The sequence below is a fragment of the Amycolatopsis sp. NPDC052450 genome (assembly GCF_044547565.1).
Lineage (GTDB): Bacteria > Actinomycetota > Actinomycetes > Mycobacteriales > Pseudonocardiaceae > Amycolatopsis.
This window is the reverse complement of the sequence record NZ_JBIUAQ010000033.1, coordinates 40,810-62,613: the sequence shown is the minus strand read 5'-3', so window position 1 is coordinate 62,613 and position 21,804 is coordinate 40,810. Positions and strand designations below refer to the sequence as shown.

The 21,804-nt window shown below is 69.5% G+C and carries 15 protein-coding genes; 10 read left to right on the top strand and 5 right to left on the bottom strand.

The features are described 5' to 3' along the window. Positions 1 to 73 precede the first annotated feature (73 nt). Complete coding sequence (locus ACIHAO_RS35860; RefSeq protein ID WP_125789601.1) at positions 74 to 412, top strand: nuclear transport factor 2 family protein; 339 nt, start codon at positions 74 to 76, stop codon at positions 410 to 412. A 407-nt stretch (positions 413 to 819) separates the two neighbouring features. Here ACIHAO_RS35860 and ACIHAO_RS35855 read toward each other — a convergent pair whose 3' ends face one another. Beyond that, positions 820 to 1,554 (bottom strand): hypothetical protein, encoded by a 735-nt coding sequence (locus ACIHAO_RS35855; RefSeq protein ID WP_396565526.1) that lies wholly within the window; start codon positions 1,552 to 1,554, stop codon positions 820 to 822. A 294-nt stretch (positions 1,555 to 1,848) separates the two neighbouring features. Then, a complete protein-coding gene (locus ACIHAO_RS35850) occupies positions 1,849 to 3,270 on the bottom strand; it encodes an amino acid permease (protein WP_396565524.1) in 1,422 nt (473 codons plus the stop codon). A 201-nt stretch (positions 3,271 to 3,471) separates the two neighbouring features. On the opposite strand from ACIHAO_RS35850, the gene ACIHAO_RS35845 reads away from it, so the two are divergent. After that, positions 3,472 to 4,047 (top strand): sigma-70 family RNA polymerase sigma factor, encoded by a 576-nt coding sequence (locus tag ACIHAO_RS35845; RefSeq protein WP_396565522.1) that lies wholly within the window; start codon positions 3,472 to 3,474, stop codon positions 4,045 to 4,047. A 1-nt stretch (position 4,048) separates the two neighbouring features. On the opposite strand, the gene ACIHAO_RS35840 is transcribed toward ACIHAO_RS35845, so the two are convergent. Both ACIHAO_RS35840 and ACIHAO_RS35835 read right to left on the bottom strand, forming a co-directional pair. Next, complete coding sequence (locus ACIHAO_RS35840) at positions 4,049 to 6,451, bottom strand: ATP-binding protein (protein WP_396565520.1); 2,403 nt, start codon at positions 6,449 to 6,451, stop codon at positions 4,049 to 4,051. A gap of 72 nt (positions 6,452 to 6,523) precedes the next feature. Further along, a complete protein-coding gene (locus ACIHAO_RS35835) occupies positions 6,524 to 9,820 on the bottom strand; it encodes a right-handed parallel beta-helix repeat-containing protein (protein ID WP_396565518.1) in 3,297 nt (1,098 codons plus the stop codon). A 130-nt stretch (positions 9,821 to 9,950) separates the two neighbouring features. Between ACIHAO_RS35835 and ACIHAO_RS35830 the strand changes: the two genes are divergently transcribed. Next, a complete protein-coding gene (locus ACIHAO_RS35830) occupies positions 9,951 to 11,075 on the top strand; it encodes a S8 family serine peptidase (RefSeq protein WP_396565516.1) in 1,125 nt (374 codons plus the stop codon). Positions 11,076 to 11,199: 124 nt separating this feature from the next. Here the strand turns inward: ACIHAO_RS35830 and eccCa are convergent, their stop codons facing one another. Next, the gene (eccCa, locus tag ACIHAO_RS35825) at positions 11,200 to 15,171 is read right to left on the bottom strand and encodes a type VII secretion protein EccCa (protein ID WP_396565514.1); all 3,972 of its coding nucleotides are present in this window, start codon (positions 15,169 to 15,171) and stop codon (positions 11,200 to 11,202) included. 122 nt (positions 15,172 to 15,293) lie between these two features. On the opposite strand from eccCa, the gene eccD reads away from it, so the two are divergent. The 7 genes from eccD to ACIHAO_RS35790 all read left to right on the top strand — a co-directional run bounded on the left by eccD (position 15,294) and on the right by ACIHAO_RS35790 (position 21,802). Next, positions 15,294 to 16,667: a type VII secretion integral membrane protein EccD gene (gene eccD / locus ACIHAO_RS35820; RefSeq protein WP_396565512.1), complete on the top strand. Its 1,374-nt coding sequence runs from the start codon at positions 15,294 to 15,296 to the stop codon at positions 16,665 to 16,667. A 2-nt stretch (positions 16,668 to 16,669) separates the two neighbouring features. Next, positions 16,670 to 18,064 (top strand): type VII secretion protein EccB, encoded by a 1,395-nt coding sequence (gene eccB, locus ACIHAO_RS35815; protein ID WP_396565510.1) that lies wholly within the window; start codon positions 16,670 to 16,672, stop codon positions 18,062 to 18,064. A gap of 113 nt (positions 18,065 to 18,177) precedes the next feature. Next, a complete protein-coding gene (locus ACIHAO_RS35810; RefSeq protein WP_396565508.1) occupies positions 18,178 to 18,516 on the top strand; it encodes a WXG100 family type VII secretion target in 339 nt (112 codons plus the stop codon). Positions 18,517 to 18,549: 33 nt separating this feature from the next. Next, complete coding sequence (locus ACIHAO_RS35805; RefSeq protein ID WP_396565506.1) at positions 18,550 to 18,852, top strand: WXG100 family type VII secretion target; 303 nt, start codon at positions 18,550 to 18,552, stop codon at positions 18,850 to 18,852. Positions 18,853 to 18,885: 33 nt separating this feature from the next. Continuing rightward, positions 18,886 to 19,320 carry a hypothetical protein gene (locus ACIHAO_RS35800; protein WP_396565504.1) on the top strand — a complete coding sequence of 145 codons (435 nt, stop codon included), beginning with the start codon at positions 18,886 to 18,888 and terminating at the stop codon, positions 19,318 to 19,320. A gap of 3 nt (positions 19,321 to 19,323) precedes the next feature. Next, the gene (locus ACIHAO_RS35795) at positions 19,324 to 21,453 is read left to right on the top strand and encodes a hypothetical protein (protein WP_396565502.1); all 2,130 of its coding nucleotides are present in this window, start codon (positions 19,324 to 19,326) and stop codon (positions 21,451 to 21,453) included. Then, positions 21,392 to 21,802 carry a YbaB/EbfC family nucleoid-associated protein gene (locus tag ACIHAO_RS35790; RefSeq protein WP_396565500.1) on the top strand — a complete coding sequence of 137 codons (411 nt, stop codon included), beginning with the start codon at positions 21,392 to 21,394 and terminating at the stop codon, positions 21,800 to 21,802. Before ACIHAO_RS35795 ends, ACIHAO_RS35790 begins: the two co-directional genes overlap by 62 nt. Positions 21,803 to 21,804 lie beyond the last annotated feature (2 nt).

Below are 21,804 nucleotides of genomic sequence, written 5' to 3'. Positions count from 1 at the left end.
AAAACTCTAGCGGAATACACGACACAGGATGTCGTGATTCGCTGCGAGGCTCATCCGCATGACAAGCAGGACTGTGGCCACCGAGCCGAACGATCTGGGCAAGTTCTTCATCGAGCGAGGCAACGCGGGCGATGTCGACGGACTGGTGGCGTTGTACGAACCGGACGCCGTACTGGCGTTCCCGCCGGGCAACATCGCGACCGGGCACGCGGAGATCCGCAAGGTGTACGAGGAGTTCGTCGCGGCCGCGCCGGAACTCCTGCCGGGCAGGCAGCATCCGGCGCTGGTGGGCGGCGACCTGGCGCTCACCGCGTCCACGCTGACCACCGGTGAGACGACCATCGAGGTCGCCCGCCGTCAGCCGGACGGCTCCTGGCTCTGGGCGCTGGACCAGCCGGTGTTCGTGCCGTAGGGGAGGCGGGGGTCGTGGGTGGCGATTCGGGTTCTGGCGAGCCTCTGCTCAGGTACCTACTGCGTGACCTGTGGTGCTTCTTGCGTGCTGCCTGAAGTACATGAAGGACCCCTTCCTGTACTTAGGCGCAAGGATGGGGTCCTTCATGTACTTGGCGCAAGGATGGGGTCCTTCACGCGCGGCTGCTGTGACTGCTGGTGTATGCGGGGCGAACGGTGGCGATGGCCGAGTCCGTGAAGGCCTCCTTGAGGGACTCTGGGTCCCTCAAGGAGGCCTTCACGGACCGAGGCCTGGCATCGACCAAAGCCTGAACCACATAGGTACCTAAGACACCCTTGGTTCTGACCCGAATCGCCACTCACGACCACCTGTACCGATGCGGTACCGGCACGACTGCCTGCCCGGCGTCAGATCGTGCAGTTCCTGGACGTACCCGTGTTCACCTTGGCGCCGGTGAACTCCTCGATGATCGCGACGTTCTCCGGGGCGTAGTTCTTGGCGACGATCTTGGCCACGTCCGCACTGCCGAGTTTCGCGGCGTGGGGTGCGGATTGATCCAGCCAGTAGGCCGTCCGGAGGAATTCGATGAGCACGAATTCGCGCAATTGGGGCTGGGCCTTGATCTTGGCCCAGTAATCGGGATGGTTCGCCTTGGCCACGCGCAGGTAGAGCTGGAGGTAGCGCATGTTCGTGGCCGCGATGTCCCGCGAATTGCTCGCGCCCACTCCCTGGATGTACTCGGCGACGACGGTCGCGGCGGGCAATCCCATGAGTCCGGCGTTGAGTTCCGCGATCACCCCTTGCATCCGGTACGACCCCTGCTGCTGGTCCCGCAGGTAGATGTCGTCCATCGAACGCGTGAGACCGTCCGTGATGAGCGGCAGTATTTCGCGGCGCGGGAAGCCGCCGTGGATCGGCACCTTCATCGCCTTGCGGGAAGCGTCGATCCACGCGGAGACGTACACGTCCCAGGAGGTTCTCGAAGGATCCAGATCCCACATGTGGGTCTCTTCGTGGATCGCCACCATCAGGGATTCGGCGAGCGCGTTGAAGCTGGTCTTGTTCACGAACTGGCTGAAGTACTTGTCCTTGGCCTGAGCGATCGCGAGGCCTTCGCCGCTGGGCCAGCGCCGCTTGTACACGGCTTGGATCGTCTGCAACCACTTCGTGGACTGGAAACCGGCCTTTATGTCACTTACGTCGGCTTTCGGTTGTACGGGTTCCTCGTAACAGAAGGGAGCGCGGGCGGTCGCCGTCTCTTGGGCGGAGACAGGAAATGGGGTGAGGGACAGGGCGAGGCACGCGGTCAGCACGGTAATGCCATATCGGCGCATAAGGACCTCGGTTCACGGTAGGGTTTTCCGTGGGTCGGTCGGAAGTGTCCCCTACCGATCACCGTTAATTCAATGATCCGGCTCGTACTACGGCTGTACAGGCTAGGAATTATGGCGGCGAACGGGCGAATCCGCGGCGAGCCGGGATCGGCGCATGCTGTAACCGAAGTAGATCAGCAGGCCTAGCGCCATCCAGCCGGCGAAGACGATCCAGGTCGCGCCGTCCAGGCTGAGCATCATGTAACCGCAGCACAGGACGCCGAGGATGGGCGTGACGGGGGAGAACGGCACGCGGAACGAGCGCGGGGCCTCCGGTTGCCGCTTTCGCAGCAGCAGGACGGCGACGTTCACCAGCCCGAAGGCGAACAGCGTGCCGATGCTGGTGGCGTCGGCCAGCTTCCCGAGCGGGATGAACGCGGCCAGCGTCGCGACGAAGCCCGAGACCACCAGGGTGTTGATCCGCGGAGTGCCGGTCTTGGGGTCCACTTTGGACAGCGAAGCGGGGACGAGGCCGTCACGGGACATCGAGTACAGGATGCGGGTCTGTCCGTAGAGGACGGTCAGCACGACGCTGGAGATCGCCACGATGGCGCCGACGGCCAGTAGCCCGGCCCACAGCGGGTTGTCGGAAACGGCGCCGAGCACGTGCGAGAGCGCGGCCTCCTTGCCGTCGAACTCCTGCCACGGCAGCGCGCCCACGGCCGCCACGGCGACCAGGCAGTACAGCACGGTGACGATCGCGAGCGAGAGCAAAATCGCCCTCGGCAGATCCCGCTGCGGGTTCTTCGCCTCTTCGCCCGCCGTGGAGGCCGCGTCGAAACCGATGTAGGAGAAGAACAGTTTCGCGGCGCCGGCGCTCAGCCCGGCCAGGCCGAGCGGCAGGAACGGGGCGAAGTTCGCCGCCCGGACCGCGGAGAACGCGATCGCGCAGAACAGCACCAGCGTGCCGACCTTGACCACGACCATGATCGCGTTGGCCCGCGCGCTCTCCTTCGCGCCGGACAGCAACAGGAACATGGCGAGCAGCACGACGACGATGGCCGGGACGTTGACGATCCCGCCCGAACCCGGCGGCTGGCTGAACGCGTCGGGGATGGCGAAACCGAACGCCAGCCGTAGCAGCTCGTTGAGGTACTGCCCCCAGCCGACGGCCACCGACGCCACCGAGACGCCGTATTCGAGCACCAGGCACCAGCCGCAGACCCAGGCGACCAGTTCGCCGAGTGTGGCGTAGGCGTAGGAGTAGGACGAACCGGACACCGGGATCATTCCGGCGAGTTCGGCGTAGGACAGCGCGGAGAACAGCGCGGTGATCCCGGCGAGCACGAACGACAGCACGACCGCCGGGCCCGCCACGGGCACCGCTTCGCCGAGCACGACGAAGATCCCGCTGCCCAGCGTCGCGCCGATGCTGAGCATGGTCAGCTGCCCGAGCCCGAGGGAGCGCTTCAGCGTGCCGTGCTCACTGTCGGCGATCAGATCGGCGACCGGTTTCCGCCGCACCGCCGCGGCTCGCAGAGTCATGCCGAGGACCGTATCCGCCGCCTCTGGCGCGCTGAACAGGAGCTCATCTCGTCGTTAGCTGAATTACAGCTGAGCAGAAGCCGGCCTCGCGCCCGGAAGAACGCCCCGGTCGTCACTTCTGCCGGTTCTTCCTCATGGTCGCCGAGCGGGTCCGAAGGTGGAATTGAGTCCATCGAAGCCGCCGATCACCGGGAGGTCAGCGTGGCGAGCAACCGTGTCACCGGGGTGACCGCACTGGCGGGCCGGGCGCCATCGCCGTCCGACGGCAACGCCTTCCTGGCGTCCTTGCACGCGGAGCACCGCGAGCACCTGCTGCGGTTCACCCGCCGCCTGCTGCCCACAGACCCGCATCGGGCCGAGGACGTCGTGCAGGAATGCCTGTTCCGTGCCTGGCGGAACAGTGAGACCCTCGCCGGGAAGGGGAGTTCGGTCCGAGGCTGGCTTTTCACGGTCGCCCGTAACCTCATCGTCGACTGGTCCCGCCGCGACAACGCCCGGCCGGTCGTGTTCGGCGACGACGACTTCGATCTGCTGCCGGGCGGTACCGACTTCGCCGACGAGGTCGTCGAACGGTGTGTTCTCGAAGAGGGGTTGGCCCAGCTGACGCCGACGCAGCGCGAAGCCCTCGAACAGATCTACCGGCACGACCGCACCCGGCAACGCGCGGCCGTGAGCATCGGGGTGCCGGTCGGCACGGTCAAATCGCGGGTGCACCACGCGCGGATCGCGATGACGGAGGTGCTCGCCTGCAACGGAGTCACCGCCGCCGGCTGGTGACTCAGACGGCGACGCCGAGCGTGCCCGCCAGTTTGCGGGCCATGCTCCTGGCGAGAGGGGTCTCGTACCTGGCGCATTCGGCGAGGGCACGCACCCGGTGCCGCCGGGCTTCCTCCGGGTCGGCGGCGGCGTCGGCGATTTCGGCCAGCTCGACCATGATCTCGATCTTCGTTTCGGACCGGCGTTCCTCGGCGAGGGCGGACCGAAGTTGTTCTTCGGCTTCCCTGAGCCGTCCGGCCCTGGACAGCACCCGCCCGCGCAGGTGCTGCGTCCGCGCCACCCCGAACATCGCGTCGTGCCTGCGGAACAACGCCTCGGCCTCCGCGAGCAGTTCCAGTGCGGCCGCGACGTCCCCGCTCGCCGCCAGGCTGTCGGCGAGCCTGGTCAGGACCATGGACAGCAGTTCGTCGTTGCCGGGCGCGGTGGCCGAACCCCGGTAGTAGGCCTCGCTTCGCCGTTGCACGGCCACGGCTTCGCCGAACTCGCCGAGAGTGTGCAGCATGCTGCCCAGAAGGGACAACGCGAGATGGTGACCGTTCGGATAGCCGGCCTGCTCGAACAGTTCCACCGCCCGCCTGCCGATCCGAGCGGCCTCACGGGGCGAACCGAGGCGCCGGGTGATGGCCGACCCGTAGTACAGCGACCACGCCTCCGTGATGACGTCTCCCGCGTCGCCCGCCGCCGCCACCGCGAGCTTGTGCGCGGCCAGTGCTTCACGCGGTTCCCCGCAAAGCGCGTAGAGCGCCCATGACACGTAGTTCAGCTGCTCGGCCGCGGACTTGACGTCACCCAGCGCCTGCGCCGCCGCCGCGCCTCCCCGGAAAACCTCGAGCCACAGATCGCCGGTACCGCGCAGATCCGAGTACCAGTGCATCGCCTCGGCCAGATCGAGGACCCGGCGGTGTTCGCCCCGCGCCACGGCCGCGCGCAGCGCGCCGCGCCAGTGGGTCTGCTCCCGCGCCAGCCACCTGGCCGCGGAATCCCGGTCGTGCACGGGATCGGGCCCGTCGACGGCGACCGTCACCTCCGGTCGGTCGTGGTCGAAGAACTGCGCGGCCTTTGTCGCCACCGTCAGCAGCCACTTCCGGACTCGCTCACCGGCGGCGTGCACGTCCTCGGCGCGCTCGGCGGTTTCGAGCCGCTCCATGGCGTAGACGCGCAGCAGGTCATGGCTGGTGTACCGGCCGGATGTGCCGCTGAAGCCCAGAAGGCTGGCGTCGGCCAGCTTCTCCAGCGCTGCTTCGACCTCGTCCGACGGTTGCCCGCAGGCCACCGCGGCGAGTTCGACGGAGGTGTCCGAACCGGGCACCAGCGCCAGCAGCCGGAACACCTTCGCGACGTCGGGAGTCAAGTGGCGGTAGGAAAGTCCGAAGGCGGCACGGACCTGGAGGTCGCCGGCGGTGAGCACGGACAGCCGCCGCCGTTCGTCCTCCAGCTGGTCGGCGAGGTGCGCGATCGTCCATTGAGGACGGCTGGCCAGCCGGTTTCCCGCGATGAGCAACGCGAGTGGCACACCGCCGCAGAGCTTCGCCACCCGCCGCGCCGCCTCCGGTTCGCCGCTCAGCCGTCGCTTCCCGGCGATCACGCCGAGCAGTTCCACCGACTCGTCCCCGGACAGCGAACCGAGGGCGATCCGGTGCCGCGCGTCCAGTCCGGCGAGGGTGTTCCGGCTCGTCACCAGCACCATGGACCCGGGACTGGTGGTCAGCAGCGGCCGTACCTGGGCCTCGTCGGCGGCGTTGTCGAGGATGAGCAGCACTTCGCGGTCGTGCACCAGGGAGCGATAGAGGGCCAGCCGGTCTTCGGGATCGTTGGGGAGCCGGCGTTCGTCCACGCCGAATCCGCGCAGGAGCCGGTGCACGGCGCGCTCCGGGCTGAGCGGCTGGAGGTCCATGCCGCGCAGGTCGAGGAACAGGCAGCCGTCGCCGAAGTGCCGGGAGAGCCGGTGCCCGGCGTCCACGGCGAGCGCGGTCTTGCCCGCGCCCGGCAGACCGTGGATCACCGCGACCTGCAGGCGCGCCGAGGATTCGGCGTCCCGCGCGACGTCGTCGAGGAGCCGCTGTTCGGCTTCCCGTCCGGTCAGTTCGGTGAGGTCGGGCGGGAGGGCGGCGACGAAGGACCTCGGCGTTTCGGGTTCGCTCTCCGGTGCCGGGGTCTCCGACGGCGCGGGCGACCGGCGCCCGGAGCGGGCCAGCTCGCCGAAGTCAGCGGCTTCCTTGCCTGCCAGGCCGAGTCCCGCGACCAGTAGTTCCGCGGTACGCCGCTGGGGGGTGCGGACGCGTCCGCGTTCCATGTCGCTGATGCTGCGCACGCTGATCCCGGTCCGCTCCGCGAACTCTTCCTGGGTCATGGGGATGCGCAGCCGGTAGAAGCGCAGGAAGTCACCGAACGCGGTCGTACCCACGCAGTAGAGCCCCTTTCAGCGACGCCGTGCCGATGGCGGCCATCCTGCCACCGGCACCGCGCCGCTGAAAGGTCAGGGGAGATCGGCGGGGGACAACAGCCGCAGGTCGGCGACGGTGGGGGCGCCCGTGGTGCTGAGCCGCCCGGCCTGCCGGGTCATCATGATCTCCATCACTTGACGGGCGTAGCGCGCGTTGCCGAACGCCGCGCCGCGGTCCACGTCCGCGAAATGCCGCCGCAGCGCGATGACCGTCTCCGGGGCGCACTCGTAGCCGTTCGTCGTCGCCATCCGGTGCACGATGGTCACCAGGTCGTCGGTGCTGTAGTTCTCGAACTCGATGTGCCGCGAGAACCGGGAGGCGAGACCGGTGTTGGAGGCGAGGAACGTCCGCATCTCCGCCGAATAACCGGCGACGATCACCACCGTGTCGTCCCGGTGGTCTTCCATCAGTTTGACCAGGGTGTCCACGGCTTCCTGCCCGAAGTCGCCACCCGTGGCGCCCGCCGGTGTGAGGGCGTACGCCTCGTCGATGAACAGCACGCCACCACGCGCGCTTTCGAACGCCTCCCTGGTCAGGTGCGCGGTGTGCCCGACGTAGCGACCGACGAGGTCGGCACGGGCGACCTCGACCAGATGGCCCTTGCGCAGCACGCCCAGCGCGGCGAGCAGTTCGCCGTAGAGCCTCGCCACGGTGGTCTTGCCGGTACCGGGCGCGCCGGCGAACACCAGGTGATTGCTGATCGCGGGGACCGGCAGACCGGCCTGGCGCCGCTGCCGGGCGGTGGCGATCAGGTTCACCAGGTCGTTGATCGCGTCCTTCACCCCGGTCAGGCCGATCATCGAGTCGAGCCGTGTCCGCAACGCCGTCAGCGCGCCGTCGTCACCGGCCTCCGCGCCGGCCGCCGCGCCACCGGGCACGTCGGCGGGGAGCAGGAGCGAAAGGCTCTGGTCGTCCGCGTCCTCTTCGCTCGCGAGACGGAACGCCTGCCGGTCCACCATCTCCTCGAACACCTTGCGCGCGGCCCGCCCGTTACCGAAGTCCTCACCGCGTTCCAACCGTCCGAAGTAGACGGACAGGGCGTTCCTGGTGTCCTCGGGCACCTGGTACTGGTGAGCGGTGCACATTCGCTCGACGATCGTCACCAGTTCGTCGGTGGCGTAGTTCTCGAACTCGATGGTCCGGGTGAACCGGGACGCGAGCCCGGGGTTGGACTGCAGGAACGCGGTCATCTCCGGCGAGTAGCCCGCGGCGACCACCACGAGGTCGTCGCGGTGGTCCTCCATCAGCTTGACCAGGGTGTCGACGGCTTCCTTGCCGAAGTCCGGCCCGCTGCCCTTGCCCTGCGCCGTCAGGGTGTACGCCTCGTCGATGAACAGCACACCGCCCAGCGCCTTGGTGAAGGTCTCGGTGGTCTTGATCGCCGTCCCGCCGACGATCTGGGCGACCAGATCGGCCCTGGCGACCTCGACCAGGTGGCCTTCGCGCAGCACGCCGAGTTCGGCGAGGATGCTGCCGTAGAGCCGGGCGACGGTCGTCTTTCCGGTACCGGGCGGTCCGGCGAAGATGAGATGCCTGCTGGTCGGCGGCGCGACGAGGCCGGCCTGCTCACGTCGGCGGGCCATCTTGTTGAGGTTCACCAGCGTCTTCACCTGATGTTTGACGCCGGTGAGGCCGACCAGCGCGTCCAGTTTCGCGAGCGGCGCGTCCTCGTCTTCCGCTTGCCGCGGTGCCGCGCCCGTCGCGCCGGTTTCCGCGACCTCAACCGTGCTCGCCGTGCTGCCGTCGGTGTCCGGGCCGCCGTTGCCGTTGCTGGTCAGGTTTTCCACCGACAGCCGGGCGCTGGGCAAGGTGACCCGCAGGCCGCCCCCGGTGTTGTCGGAGGCGGTGCAGTCCACCACGCTCACCGCGTCGGATGACTCGATTCGCACGCCGTCGCGGCGGTTGCCGCTGACGTCGTCGGCCGTCAGCTTCGCCCGCGCGCCTGCCTCCACCCGCACGCCGTGGCCCCGGGAGCGCCGGACCGTGGACCGGGACAGCGTGAGTTCGCCGCCGTCGCTCACCACCACTCCGTCTTCGCCCGCTTCGACGATCTCGCAGTCACGGAGCGAGCCGACGCCGCCCGGTCCGATCAGGACACCGGACTGTCCCGGCTGGAACACCCGGAGCGTGCTGACGTAAGGACTTCCGCCCTCGGAGACACTCAGACCGGCCTTCTTGGCGTCGCGGACCTCGCAGTCCTCCAGTCTGCCGCGGCCGTTCCCGGTGACCTCGATGCCGTTGCCGCGGCAGCCGTTCAGCGTCGCGCGGCGAAGCAGCGGGTTGGCCGCCGCCTCCACCAGCACGCCGTCGCCCGCGACGTCATGGACCTCCACCCGTTCGAACTCGGCCGTCGCGCCGTCGGTGAGCAGCAGGCCCGCCGACGAGCCGCCGCGGACGGCCGTGCGATGGAACGAGGGGCCACTCGCTTCGTCGACGTGGATGCCCGCGCCGGTCGCGTCGGCGACCTCGCAGTCCTCGAAGGTGCCGCGGGACCGGCCGGTGACCCGCACCCCGACACCGCCGGTCTTGGCCGTGCGGCAGCGGCGCAGCAGGGGATCCGCGCCGTCGGCGACGGTGATCCCGTCGCCGGTGGTGTTGGTGACACGGCATTCTTCGAGCACCGGTGAGGAATGGGTGCTGACGAAGACACCGCTCGTGCTGTCCCGGATGGTGGTGTCGAGCACCTTCGTCGCACTGTCCTCTTCGAGGGCGATCCCCGGCCGCTCGGTGGCGGAGATGTCACAGTGCTGGATGGTGCCCTGTGCCTGTCCGTTCGCGCAGACGCCGTTGCCCTTGGCGTGCCTCAGGGTGCAGTCGCGGACCGTCGGGTTGCCGCGTTCGGCGATCACCACGGCGGACGTCTGGACGTGTTCGACGACGCAGTCCTCGATCGTGCTGGGAGCGGGCGAGGTGACGACGATCCCCGCGCCGCCGGGATTGGTCACCCGGCAGCCGCGCATCGCCAGCGAGCCCGAATTGCGGGCCAGCACGGCGGTCCAGGCGGCGCCGATGATCTCGCAGTCCTCTACCGCGGCCTGGCCGCGCGCCACGTCGACCGCGGGCAGTTCCTCGTGCTGACCGCGCAGCACCAGACCGGTGAGCTTCACCGCTTCGGCGGCGAGCTGCAGCACGCTGCCGTTGCGCGCCACGATCTCCACACTGCCGCGCACGTCACTGGCCGCGATGGTGACCACCTTCGTCACCACCAGCGATTCGTCGTAGCGGCCGGGAAGCACGGAGATCACCGTGCCGTTGCGCGCGTCCTGCAGCGCGGCCGAAATGGTGCGATACCCCTGATCGCGGTCCACTGTGAGCACGTGCCGTGACACGAGCGCTCCCCTCGTCGTTCTGCGGGCTCCACCGTGGACAACGCGCTGGAGGTCCGGCACGGTTCACCCGGCGGGAAACTGCCGGTCCTTCTTCGTGTTCGGCCGAGGCCGCGCGTGCTGGACTGGGACGATGAGGCGACAGCTGACCGTGGCGTGCGCGACGCTCGCCCTTCTGGCGAACGGCGGCCCCGCGGCCGCGCAGGACAGGGAACTCCCGCAGATCCCGCAGACGCTGCGGGCCGGGCAGCCGTGCACCGCTTCGTCGGGCAAGAAGATCCCTTCGGCGCCGTGGCAGCTTCCGTACCTCGGCGCCGAACGGCTGTGGTCCCTCTCGACCGGCACGGGTGTGACCGTGGCGGTGGTGGACACCGGTGTCGACACGTCGATACTGCCCGCGGACGCCATCGGTGAGGCCGGTACGGACTGTGTCGGGCACGGCACCGTCGTCGCGAGCCTGATCGCCGCGCCCCCGTCGTCCGGCGCCGGGTTCTCCGGGCTCGCACCCGGCGCGCGGGTGCTCGCGGTGCGGGGTACCGACAAGTTCGGGGCCGCGACCGCGTCGGACATCGCCGGCGCGCTCGACACGGCTGTCGGCGCGGGGGTGCGGATCATCTGCGTCGCGGCGGCCGTCACGGAGGCGGATCCGGTGTTGCGGCAGGCCGTCGACCGGGCGATCGCCGCGGGCGCGCTGATCGTGGCCGCGGCGGGACGGGATCTCACCACGGCACGCGACGTCCCACCCGGCCCGTACTACCCGGCGGCGTTCCCCGGGGTGCTCGCGGTGACCGCCATCGGCCCGGACGGAAAACCGGGCGGGAACACCGCGCCGCCGGAAGGAGCCCTCGCCGCACCGGGAAACCTGGTGGTGGGCAAGGGACCCGGCGGTGGCCAGGTCGTCGGCGCCGGTCCCGCGTTCGCCGCCGCGCACGTGGCCGCCGCCGCGGCGCTGATCCGGTCGTACCGGGGCGAGGTGACGGGTGCCGACCTCGCCCGGCGGCTGCGGGACACCGCCTCGCCGCAGGCCGGTGTCACCGTGCTCGACCCGCTCGCGGCCCTGACCTCGATCGCGACGGCCGACGGCGGCGGGGCGGTGCGCCGGGAGCCGGTGACGCTGGTGCCGCCGCCCGACGTCGCGCCGGTCCGGCAGTCGGCTTTCGCCGTGGTGGCCGGGGTTCTGGTGGCGGTGTGCCTGCTGGGGGCGGCGGCCGTGGTGGTGCCGCGGGGGCGGCGGCGAGGGTGGCGTGCCGGCCGTTAGCGGCGGGCTTTAGTGGCGATTTCGGCTCGCGCCGCGGTCTGATGCCCCCAATGTGGCATTGGGGACGGTCAGCGTCCCCAATGCCACATTGGGGGCATACCCGGGGCTCCGCACCGGCGGCCGGTCATTTCGTGACGAGCTCCGCTTCGTGGGCCGAGAGCGCTGTCTGCACCACGGTCGTCCCGCGCCGCGTGACGTACTGCGCCCGGCCCGGGGTCAGTACGCGCGGCCGGACCTCGCCGAACACCATGCCTTCCGACAGGGGGCAGGACAGCAGCAGCACCGGGGTGTTGACCTCGGTGAGACGCCGCAGCAAGGGATCGTTCGCGCCGCGGCCGATACCGTTGGCGCCACGGGCCACGATCAGGTGCAGACCGAGCGCGTTCCCTTGCGCCAACGGGTCGAACAGTTGCTGGAACAGTGCGTTCGACGACGACGCGACCATGTCGTAGTCGTCGATCACCACGAACACCTGCGGCCCGGTCCACCAGTCACGCAACCGCAGGCGTGCCGGGGTGATGTCCGGCCCGGGGATCCGGGTCCGCACCGCGCGGGCGACACCGTCGATCATGTCCCGCACCGAGTCGCCGGACACCGCGTAGCCCAGCCGGTATTCCTGCGGTACGGCGTCGTACAGGCCGCGGCGGTAGTCCACCGTGATGATCCGGGCCTCCTGCGGGTCGTACCGCCGGGTGATCCCGTCGATCACCAGCCGCAGCAGGTTCGTCTTCCCGGACTCCACGTCCCCGACCACCATCAGGTGCGGGTTGTCCTCGAAGTCGTGCCACAGCGGTTCGAGCCGCTGGTCGTCCAGGCCGAGGGCGAGCCGCACGTCCGCGTCCGGCGCGGGCAGCTCGGCCCGGTCCAGCACCACGGGCAGCATCCGGACCGGGGGAGCGGACGGGCCGGGCCAGGCCGCGGCGATCCGGCTCACCAGGGTCTCGACGTGCTCGGCGACGTCGCCCTCCGCGCCGTCGATCGACGGCAGGGAGGTGAGGAAGTGCAGTTCCTTGTCGGTGAGGCCGCGGCCGGGGATCTTCGGGACGGTCGCCGCGGCTCGCATGTTGATCACCGAGTCGACCGGGTCGCCGAGCCGCAGTTCGAGCTGCGTGCCGACCAGGTCGCGTACGGCGCTGATGATCTCGCTCCACCGGCTCGACGCCAGCATCAGGTGGATGCCGTAGTTGAGACCGCGTGAGGCGAGTTCGACGAACGTCGGGAGCAGGTCCATGAAGTCCTGCCGGATGGTGGACCAGCCGTCCACCACGAGGAACACGTCGCCGTGCCGCTGATCGGCGAACTCGCCGGCCGCCCGTTTGCGCCGGTAGGTGGTCATCGAGTCGATGTCGTGGTCGGTGAAGAACCGTTCCCGGCGCGTCAGCAGCGCGGTGACCTCGCCGATGGTGCGGTGGATGCGCTCGACGTCCAGCCGTCCGGTCACGCCGCCGACATGCGGCAGTTTCCGCAGGCTCGACAGCGTTCCGCCGCCGAAGTCGAGGCAATAGAACTGGACCTCCGCCGGTGTGTGCGTCAGCGCCAGCGAGGTGATCAGGGTCCGCAGGGCCGTGCTCTTGCCGCTCTGCGGCCCGCCGACGATGGCGACGTGCCCGTCGCTGCCCGCCAGATCGACCAGCAGCGGATCCCTTGTCTGCTCGAACGGCCGGTCGACCAGGCCGATCGGCACGGTCAACGCGCCGGCGTCCGGCCAGTCCCGCGCGCTGAGGCCGCGGTCGGCGGTCTCCACGAGCGGCGGCAGCAGTTCGTCCAGTGAGCCGGGCGCGTCCAGCGGCGGCAGCCACACCTGGTGCGCCGGGGGACCGCTGTCCCGGAGCCGGTCGACGGCCAGCTCCAGCAGGCTCGGCACCGCACCCTCCGGCTCGGCTTCGGGCACCGGAACCGGTTCGGGTCCGGGATCGCGGCGGGCGGTGAACTTCGAGGTGAACGGCACGATCTGTTGTGCCACCACGGCTTGTTCGACGTTCCGCCGCACCACCCGGTGCGGCCCGGAGACGTAGGCGGCCTTGAACCGGTCGAGCGCCGCGGTGCCACTCTTGAGGAAGCCGTTGCCCGGATCGGACGGCAGCTGGTACGCGTCCGGCACGCCGAGCACCCCGCGGCTTTCCATCGCGGAGAAGGTGCGCAGGCCGATCCGGTAGGACAGATGCGATTCCAGCTGGTGGATCCGGCTTTCGTCCAGCCGCTGGGAAGCGAGCAGCAGGTGTACCCCGAGCGACCGGCCGAGCCTGCCGATCATGATGAACAGGTCCATGAAGTCCCGGTGCGCCGAGAGCAGCTCGCTGAATTCGTCCACCACCAGGAAAAGCGTGGGCAGGGGAGCCAGCGGTGTCCCGTTCGCCCGCGCCCGTTCGTAGTCCAGCGCGGAGCTGTAGTTGCCCGCCTTGCGCAGAAGTTCCTGGCGGCGCACCAGTTCGCCGTTGAGCGCCTCGCGCATCCTGCCGACCAGCGCGGCCTCGTCGGCGAGGTTGGTGATCACCGCGGAGGTGTGCGGCAGCCCGTCCAGGCCGAGGAAGGTCGCGCCACCCTTGAAGTCCACGAGGACGAAGTTCAGGATCTCCGAGGAATGCGTGAGGGCGAGCGCCAGCACCAGGGTGCGCAGCAGCTCGGACTTCCCGGAGCCGGTCGCGCCGATCAGCATGCCGTGCGGGCCCATGCCCGACTGCGCGGATTCCTTGATGTCGAGGTCGACCGGCGCTCCGGTCGGGCCGACGCCCAGCGGTACCCGGAGCCTGCCGCCCGGCCGTTTCGCCGCCCAGCCCGCCGCGACGTCGTAGGTCTGGATGTCGGTGATGCCCAGCATGGCGGTCAGGTCGAAGTCGGCGTTCATCGGTTCGGCCGACCGCTGCCGCGCGCCGACCCGGTACGGCGCCAGCCGGGTCGCCAGCGCGGTCGCGGTGTGGAGACCGATCCCGTCCGGCCGCCCGAGGTCGCCGGCGACCTCCTTGTTGTGCTGGTCCACCGTGATCAGCTTCAGCATCCCGCCGTCGAGCCGGAGCCGCAGCGTCTGCTGATCGTCCTTTTCGGACAGTGCGGAGGAGAGGTCGACGACCGTCGTGTTGCGGTAGCCGTCGCCTGCCAGCCGGGAGGTGGGCGGCACGGTGGCGCCGTCGACGAACAGCATCACGCACGGTTCGTGGCTGTCCGGCAGCGCGTCGGGGTCGAACCCCGGCCTGATCGCGAACTCGTCACTGAGCGCGTTTTCCAGCTCCGCGGTCGACTCCACCACGAGCCGGGCCTCACCCGCGCCGTCGGTCTCGCTGGGATGCAGGTTGTGCGGCAGCCATTTCACCCATTCCCACGCCGCCCGTCGTTCCGGCGAGGTGAGTACGACGATCCGCAGTTCCGCGGGGGAGTGGAAGACGGCGAGGTGGGCGATCATCGCCCGCGCCAGCGCCCGGACCGGTTCGGTGTCCTCGCCATCGGCGCGGAGGAGGATCCGGGCGAACGACGGCAGGAACACCGCGACCGGCTGGCCGTCCACGGTGCCGTAGGCGTGGATGAACCGGCGCAGCGCGTGCGCGGACAGCGGCTCCAGATCGTCGACGGGTTTGGTGGACAACGGGTTCAGCCGCCAGGCGAGGCGCTGCGGGCCCCTGGCGATCCGGATCTCCCCGAAATCCTCGTCCTGTGCGTCGCGTTCCCACATCCGCGACGTGCCGGGCAGCGACCACAGCGACGTCGGATCGGGGTGCCGCCAGGCGAGGGCCTTCCGCTGACCGGCGACCACTTCGCGGACCTTGCGCCGGGACTGGGCCAGGTAGCGGAGGTAGTCGCGCCGGGCGTCGTTGAGTTTCTGTTTGCGCTCACCCGCGCTGCGGCCGAGTTGCCCGACCAGCATGGCCATCGACGACACCGTCATCAGCCCGGCGGCCAGATAGCTGAACGCGCCGTTCTCGCCCGGCCGGACGAACAGCAGCACGGTCGCCGTCGACGACAGCGCCATCGGCAGGTACATCATGACCGCGCCGGCACTGCGCTGGACTTCGGGCAGCGTCGGCGGTTCCTGGATGCTCAGCTCGCCCTCGGGCATTTCCGGTCCTGGCCGTCGCGGCCCCTTGCGGAATGTGATTACACTCAAGCCCGGATTCCTTCCCTCTAGGACGCGCTGTGGTGGCGGCTCCACAAGAGGTGACGAAATCCGACCACGCGACGGTTCACTCGTGTTGCCGCGCGTCGGTCGCCGAAACGAAGGCGTGTGCCATGGCGACCACTTCAGGACTGTGCAAACTCCGGGTCCGTGCCCCTTCCGCCTGCTTCGAGCTGGCGGTGCCGGTGGACATCCCCCTGATCGACCTGATGCCGACGATCCTCGGTCACGCGGGCCGTGAGCTGGCCGAGGAGGGCGTGGACCACGACGGCTGGACCCTCCAGCGGCTCGGGGATCCACCGCTGGACCAGGAAGCCACCGTCGATTCGCTGAACCTGCGCGACGGCGAGACCGTGCATCTGCGGCCTCGCCGCGAACAGCTCCCGACCGTCCACTTCGACGACATCATCGACGGGCTGTCCACCGAAGCCCGCGACCGTCCGGACTCGTGGAGCCCGCGGGCGACGCGATGGACGATGCTCGGCTGCGTCCTGGCGTTCGTCGCCTTCGCGTTCGGGCTTCTGGTGTCCGCCCCGGCGGCCTGGCCGGCACTGGTCGCGGCCGGTGCCGCAGCGGTCTTCCTGCTGGTCTGCTCGGCCACCGCGGCCCGCGCGCTCGGCGACGCCACCGCGGCACTCGCGCTGGCGCTGGCCGCGGTCCCATTCGTCGGCCTGGCGGTTTCGATCGTCCCCAGTGGACCGGAAGGCCCGGTGCTCACCGGCGCGCGGCTGCTGGCGGCCTGCGTGGGGGGAGCGGGAGCGGCCGCGCTCGGGCTCGCCGCGGTGGCGGGTGCCGCGCCGGTGTTCGTCTCCGTCGCCACCCTCGGCTTGTTGTGCGCCTCCGGTGGCCTGGTGCTGATGCTCGGCGGCGTGAGTGCCGCCGCGTCGGCGACGATCATCGCGGTGCTCGCCGTGCTGCTCGGCGCGTTCGTGCCGCGGATCGCCTTCCGGCTCGCCGGACTACGGCTGCCAGGACTGCCCACCAGCGCCCGTGAACTGCAGGAGGAACTCGAACCGCACGCCGGTGACGAGGTCGTCGGCAAGGGCCGCGTCGCGGACGGCTTCGTGACCGCGCTGTTCACCGCGATCGGTGCCTCCTGCGTCGTCTCGATCGAATTCGTGGTCCGGGACACTTCCTGGCAGGCCACCACGTTCGCCGCCGTGCTCAGCACCTTGCTGCTGGTGCACGGTCGTGCGCTCGGCAGTGTGTGGCAGCGGCTCTCGGTGATCGTGCCGGGGGTCTACGGCGTGCTGCGGCTGCTGCTCGCCACCCAGCAGGGCCCGGCGAGCCCGCTGCCGATGGTGGCGGGTGTGTTCCTGCTCGCCGCCGTGCTGATCGTGGCCAGGTGGACGCTGCCCGGGCGCAGGCTGCTGCCGCAGTGGGGCAGGCTCGCGGATCTCGCGGAAACCCTGACGGCGGTGTCGCTGCTGCCGCTGGCCCTGTGGCTGCTCGGCGTCTTCGCGTTCATGCGCGGTCTCGGGGGCTGATCGTGAACTCGAAGACCGATCAGGTCCAGGCGCACAAGTTCATGCTGGGCAGGCTGTCGTCGGCTTTGCTGCGGGTCGATCCGGACGCGCCGGAAAGCCCGCTCCAGCGGACCTACCGGGGCAGTGTCATCGGTGTGCTGATCGCCGTCCTCGCCTGTCTCGGCATGCTGGTGTTCGGCCTCATCTCACCGGGCGGGAACAAGTCCTGGCGGGTGGAGGGCGCACTCGTCATCGCGGATTCCTCCGGGGCGCGCTTCCTCTACGCGGGCGGCAAGCTGCTGCCGATCCTCAACTACGCCTCGGCCAAACTGGTCGCGGGCAACCAGCTGGTCGTGAAGCACGTCGCCGAGGCGTCGCTGAAGGACGTGCCCCGCGGCGACCCGCTGGGCATCATCGGCGCGCCCGACTCGCTGCCGTCGCTCGCGGCCGACCCGTGGGAGGTGTGCGCGGCGACCGGCCGTGACCGGTCCGGGCCGACCTCCTTGCGGGTGGGCGGGGCCACCGCGAACCCCCTCGGCGACGACGCCGCGGTCGTGGTCGTCGCCCCGGACGAGGCGAACTTCTTGCTGTGGCGAGGCAAACGTCATCGTGTGGCGACCGAGCGGGGCGCACTCGACGCGCTCGACGGCGTTCTGCAGCGGGTGAAGGCGCCGGCCGCGCTGCTCGACGCACTTCCCGCCGGACCGGACTTCGGGCCGCCCGCGATCGACGGGCTCGGTACCGCGGTGCCGGGCCTCGGCGCGGTCGGCAGGCTGTACACGGTGGCGGGCGAGCCGGCACGGCCCTACGTGCTCACGCGGTCGGGGCTCCGGCCGGTCTCGGAGCTCGACGCGCGGCTGCTGACGGTCGATCCGGAGGTCCGCCGCCTCGCCTACGACGGCGGGGAAGTCGCGGTGGCGGCGCTCCCCGGCCGGGTGGTCAGCGAAAACCTGTCCCCGGTCGAGCCGCCGCCGCCCCTGAAACCGCCGAAGGCGACCACCCTCCACAGTGGAGAAGCGCTGTGCGCCCTCGTCACCCCGGACGGCGACACGCCGCGCACGCAGGTCGCGGTCGCCGACCGGCTTTCCGGTGCCGGGCAGCCGCCGTTCGACCAGCCCGGTGTCGCGGCGCCCTGCGCGCGGGTCGACCGGATCGCGGTGCGGCCCGGCTCCGGTGCGCTCGTCAGGGCGACGGCGGCGTCGGGAAGGCCCGGCGACGCGCTCTTCCTCGTGACCGACACCGGCGTGAAGTATCCAGTGCCGCCTGAGGGTGCCAAGGCGCTCTCGCTCGACCCTGCCGGGTCCCGCGGTTTGCCGACGACCTTGCTGAACCTGCTTCCGACCGGGGCCGCGCTGGACCCGTCGGTGCTGCGTGACGGGGGTGCGGTCCTGCCACCGGCCACCGCTTGCGGTTCCTGACCAGAGGAACCGTCGACGGCGACTTCTGCCGGTGGTTCCGCATGGTCTCCCGCGCCCGGGATTGGTGAGCTTGGCACGGAGCGTCAGCGACACCACGGGAAGGACGACGACCGATGAGCATGCCGCAATTCCAAAAGACCGACTCGGGCATGAAGGGTGGCCTCACGGCCATCGAGGAATGCGAAAGCGAGTGCAAGAGGATCCACGGAGGCGTGACGGGTGTCCGGGCCGACTTGAAGAACGACTGGCAGGGCGCGGCTTCCCAGACCTTCCTCACCCAGCTCGAGGCCTGGGAAACGGATTACGTCCAGGTGCTCGCGCTGCTCACGGAGATCAAGGAAATGGTCAACGCGAGCGACCAGCAGATGAACACCGCCGAGGACGAAATCAACATGTACGCGATGGGGTCGTTCGGCGGCGAGAGCGACCGCGTCCTCAAAGAACTGTCCTGACCGGCGTAATCCCCGTACCGAGAGGAAACGATCATGACCACCCCTTACGACGGTTTCGCGGTCAGCGGCAACCTTCCGCACCTTGCCGAGCGGATGGTCGGGCTGAGCAAGGCGATCGACAACGCGCTGCTCGATCTGGAGAAGTCCATCAAGCCGATGACCGACACCTGGCTCGGTCAGGGTGCGACGTCCTACACGGAGCTGCAGCGCAAGTGGCACGCCACGACCAGCGCCATGGAAGGCCGCTTCAAGAAGGGTCACCAGACGTTGTCCCTGTCCTTCGAGAACTACACGCGCACCGACAAGAACATCGGGGCGAAGTTCCAGGGAATCTAGGTCCGGGCCGGTCGAGGGGAGAGGAGAAGCAGCATGGCCGACAGCGGCGACATCAAGATCACCATCACTTTTCTGAAAGATTTCCGGGACCAGGTCCTGGACACGATGGTCAAGGATCTGGTGAACGATCCGAATGTCGCGGAGCTGGCGCAGACCGTGGGCAGTGCCGCCGGGAAACGGCGGCTGCTGGCGGGTTCCGAGTCGTGGGAGCCCGCCAGGCTGCTGATCGAGAAGTACGAAGGCCCCACCGGGACGGCGCCGACGTTGTACAAACAGGTCGACGCGATCCGGCAACAGCTGATCACGTTGCACGAGAACATCTCGTACGTGGTCGACATCGCGGAGAACGGCGAGGACGAGAACCTCAAGCTGTCCACCGAGCTGAACATGAGCCAGCTCGGCGAGATCTTCACGACCACTCCCGCTCCCCCGCCCCCCGGCGGTAACAACGGTGGCACGGGGAGCTGACCCGTGCCGACTTCCGAACTCCCAGGAGGATCGAAGACGCCGTGGGAGGACGTCCTCAACCACTTCACCGGCGCCGGCCCGACGGGTGAGCTCGCGAAGATGCCCCTTCGCGAGACCATCCTGAACGTCCAGTGGCTCAAGTGGGACGTCTGGTCCTCCACCCGGCACTATCACGGCTATGCCCCCAAAGGCTGGGACTTCTACGTCAACGGCTACTCGGCCACGAGAGAGTTCTGGGCGGCGGCCAGCGCGAACTACGAGGCCTTCGGGCCGGTGATGACCGCGTACTACGGCGGACTGAACGACATCCTCGACTCCATGAACGGCTATCACAACACCAACCCGGTGGCGCAGCCGTCGACGTTCACCAAGGCGTTCGACGCGCTGAACGCCACGAAGTCCCTTCTCGGCAAGATGTCCACCGGTCTGGATGGCGAGCGGGACAAGGTCGGGAAGAAGGGCGACGACTTCCAGGGCACCGGCGCCGGAGCGTTCCGGGACGTCCTGGACGGGTTGATCTTCCGGTGCGACAACCTCGTGGATCAGTTGGGAACGCGGCCTGACCAGCTGAAGACGAAAACTCCCGAGGACAAGGTCGATACAAAAGACAAGAACGAAGCCGACGTCGGTCTTCGATGGGCTTTCGACCGGCTCCACCAGGGCTATTCCGAGTGGATGTCGTCGAAGCCTGCCGAATGCAAGACCGCGAAGTTCGGGACCTTCACCGTGCCGGGCAACCAGCTGGCCTGGCCGGGTGGCTGCCTGACCGCGATTTGGAACTGCGCGGAATTCACGGCGGATCTGAAGAGCAACAGGAGCACCGACACCTACTGGGGTTTCGAAGAACGATACCCGAAGAGCACCAAGCTCGGCGCGGACGCCAGGAGCCCCGCTTTCTGGGACGGGATCATGGAGGCGGCGAAAGCTCTCTGGACGGACCACATCGCGCGCACGTTGGACGTCGCCGCCAACGCCGTGCTCAAAGACCTTCCCCCGAACTACGGCGAGTTGGGGCTTCTCCTGCCCCAGATCCGGGAGCCGAGGCGGCTCAACCTCCACAAGCCGCCACCGACCGGGCCGCCGCCTCCGCCTCCTCCGCCGGGGTCGCAGACCCCGCCTCCGCCGCCCGGGTCCAAAGAAGGACCGCCGAAGCCGCCGCCCGGCTCCAAGGAAGGGCCGCCGAAGGTCCCGGATCCCACCAAGGACACCAAGGGCCCCAACGGGCCCAATGGACCGAAGGTGCCGGTTCCGCCGCCGGTCGACAAGAACAACCCCTTGTTCCCGAATCCGAACAACCCGAACAACCCGGACCGGCCGCCGCCCGTCGGCCCGAAGCCGGACGACCGGCTGAAGGCGCCGACGGGCTCGACGATCGGGCCGGGTGGTGTCCTGCTCGGCCCGGACAAGAAGCCGTTGCTCGATCCGTTCGGCAGGCAGATCATCGTGCCGCCGGGTTCCCGGATCGGCCCGGACGGCGACATCCTCGGCCCGAAGGGCGACAAGCTCACCGAGAAGGACCGGCTGGCCCGGCCGGATCCGGTCAAGAAGGACGGCACCGAACAGAACGACCTCGATCGGTACCTGAAGTCCTTGCGCGGCGACAACGCCCCGTCGATGCCGACGTTGCTGGCCGGGACACACTCGCCGGTCTCGCTGTCGTCCGGCGGACCGCTGGGCGTCCACAGTGGATCTTCCGGCTCGGCGCCGCACCTGGGCCCGATCGGCTCGAACGGCGACGGCAAGTCCGCGCCCACCGTGTCGTCGCCCGGGAAACCGGTGACGACCGAGGGCGGTCCGCCGCTGGTCAAGAACCAGCAAGGCGGCGGCGTGCCACAGACCGGGATGGGCGGCGTGCCGTTCTACCCGCCCACCGCGGGCGGGGCGGGAGCAGGAGGGGGCGCGGACCAGAACAAGGGCGAACGCGACCGGACGACGTGGCTCGCCGAAGACGAGGAGACCTGGGGTACCGACCCCAAGCTCCCGCCGTCGGTGCTGGGTGCCCGCAAACGCGGCAGGCGGCTCGCTGGACGGGGTGCCGGTGGCCCGAACAACTACGGACAGGGAGGAAACGATGGCCGACTGGCTGGAGGAGCAACTTCACCAGGCTATGGCCACGCTGAAGGATCAGCGTGACCGGATCGAGTCGGCGAAGGCCGAACTCGCGTCGCGGACGACTTCCGCGACCTCCGCGGATCATCTGGTCACGGTGACCGTGGACGCGCAGAACACCGTGGTGGGCGTGAAGTTCCACACGACGAAGTACCGTTCCATGCCGCCGGAGCAACTGGCGAGGACGCTGCTCGACGTGCTCGGCCGCGCCCGGCGGGAGATGACGGACACGGTGGTCGAGGTCTTCGGCCCGCTCATGGATCAGCGTGACGACCTCCGCGCGGCCATGACCGGCACCACCGAGGTCGACAAGGCGTTCTCGGCGCTGTGGAACCAGGCGCCTTCGGACGTCTTCGGCAGGCGAGGGGATTGATC